2 protein-coding genes are annotated in these 2,010 nt (G+C 59.2%); both read right to left on the reverse strand.

Features of this window, described 5'->3' with window-relative positions; genetic code table 11:
* Window positions 1-43: 43 nt before the first annotated feature.
* Entirely contained in the window at window positions 44-967 is a 924-nt protein-coding gene (locus tag ACNKID_RS02520; protein ID WP_417911857.1) for a prohibitin family protein, read from the reverse strand.
* A gap of 45 nt (window positions 968-1,012) precedes the next feature.
* Window positions 1,013-1,882 carry an NAD(P)H-hydrate dehydratase gene (locus ACNKID_RS02525; RefSeq protein ID WP_417911858.1) on the reverse strand — a complete coding sequence of 290 codons (870 nt, stop codon included), beginning with the start codon at window positions 1,880-1,882 and terminating at the stop codon, window positions 1,013-1,015.
* Window positions 1,883-2,010: the final 128 nt, after the last annotated feature.

Here is a 2,010-nt window from a genome sequence, read left to right on the forward strand (position 1 = left end):
CGGTGCCGAGGAATTTATTCCGCATGTCCGGGACTTCCCTGCCTCAAGGCTTGGGCGCGTCGGAGCCGCTTTCGTTCAGATGCATCAGCGGCAGCGGATTAGGACTGCTGCCATTGAGGAAATAGAGCTTGGCCGCCGGATCCTTGCTGATGGCCTCCAAGGCCTCCAATGCCTTGAGCTTGATGTAGGCCGGGCTTTCTCCGGCAGCCTTGTTGATCGCGCCGATCTCATACGCCTGCGCGTCGGCCAGCAGCCGCCGCTGTTTCGCGGTCTCCTCGGCGGCCTCACGTTCGGCCTTGGCGGAGGCAACCCGCTGCTGCTGCTCGGTTTTGAAACGCTCCAGCTCGGCCTTCTGCTTCTCCACTTCCTGCTCGCGCTGCTTCTTCTCCTCAATCGCCTTGGTGATGAAAGCGGGCAGGCGGATGTCGCGCATCAGCACGGCCTGAATTTCTATCCCCTTTGGGGTCATGTAGGACTTCAGCCCCTCAAGCAGACTGTTCTGAAGCGTGTTCTGGGTCGCTTCAAGAAAGAAATCCTCAGCCCGCAGCACAGCTTTGCTCTGCTCGCGCAACAGAGAGCGCAGCTTGGGCACCAGATGCACCTGCAAGACTTCCTCCTCGCCGCCGGTCTCCTGAAGGATTTTGGGGGTCATATCTGGGAGGAAGCGGTACTGCACGCTCACGTCAAGAGCGGTCTGGAGCTGATCCTGTGAAGTCACCGCAGCAGTCTCTTTATGGCTTTTCTGGCGGATATCGTAGAAATACCAGCTGTAGAGCGGATTGACCGGCAGATGGAGCCCTTCCCGGTACGGCTGCGGCTGCACCTTGCCGAAAAGAGTGGCAACAGCCGCGTATCCGGCAGGCACGGCCTGGTAGAATCTTCTGGTTGCCGCAATGAGCAGAACGAGCAGAATGACAATGAACACCGCCTTGCCGAACAGGCCGCCAGATTTATTTTCCTGCATCATCTCCCTCCATTTTCTACAGAGCTGACTTTTTGAGCATCGCCGTTGCTACAGCCCCAGCTCCTTATGCACCTTCGCCAACGCCTTGGGCAGACAGCGGAGTATCTCTTCCACCTGCGTGGCTGGCGTGGGATTGGCCAATTCGCCCGCAGCGCGGTTGACGCGCCCAGCAATACGGCAGGCGAGCAGCGGACTGCGGCCAGCGTGCATCAGGCCGCTGATCATGCCGGTGATCAAATCGCCGGTGCCGCCAATCGGCTCCATTGTCTCAATGCTCGGCTCTCTGATGGTATCCACAATCTCGCCGTCTTGGCAGATATAATCCACCGCTCCTTTGACAAACATAGTCTTCGGCGCACTGCCGCTGGCATAGGCCCGGCGGATCAGCTCCGGCACGTCGTCTTCCATATTGAAGATAAAGCCGCGTGTGTAGGCTGGATGATCGGCTTTTTCGTCCGCCAGAAAGGTGGCCTCGCCGATGTCCGGGGTGAAGACATCATACATCTTGGCATCGCCGCCCGCCTTGGCCACGTACATACTGCCTGCGTCGGCGATCATCAGCGGCTTGTTTTCCTGCATTGTCGCGACGGTCGCCAGCACCTTCTTGTTCAGCTTGAGGTCAGGCATCACATAGTGCATGGTCATCACCTTGGCTCCCATCGTCGGCAGATTCGCAGCGAGATGTTTGTAAATCGCCGTGCTGCCCTCGCGTTTGCCGATGTCGCCCGCAACCATGCCCATCGGCATATCCACGCCGTATTCCTGGCAGATCAGGCTGGCGGCCTTCATCATCGCCTCGTTGCCCCGGTTGATGGGCAGCTCGTGGCCGTCAATCTTGATGCCGCGCTCGCTCAAGGAGACCGGGCCGATGATCAGAGGAAGGCGGTCAGCAGGAACCGCGCCGACTAACAGCAGCATGATTATGCTCCAAGTTCCCGGATCATCTCTTCCCGGGCAGTGTTGAGGGAATAGGCGCAAAGGGAGAAGCCGACTTCGTCCGGCGCGGGTGCTTCGTCTAACCGCTTGCCGATCATGGTTGTGGCGAG

This window comes from Candidatus Electronema sp. TJ (assembly GCF_048287355.1).
Lineage (GTDB): Bacteria > Desulfobacterota > Desulfobulbia > Desulfobulbales > Desulfobulbaceae > Electronema.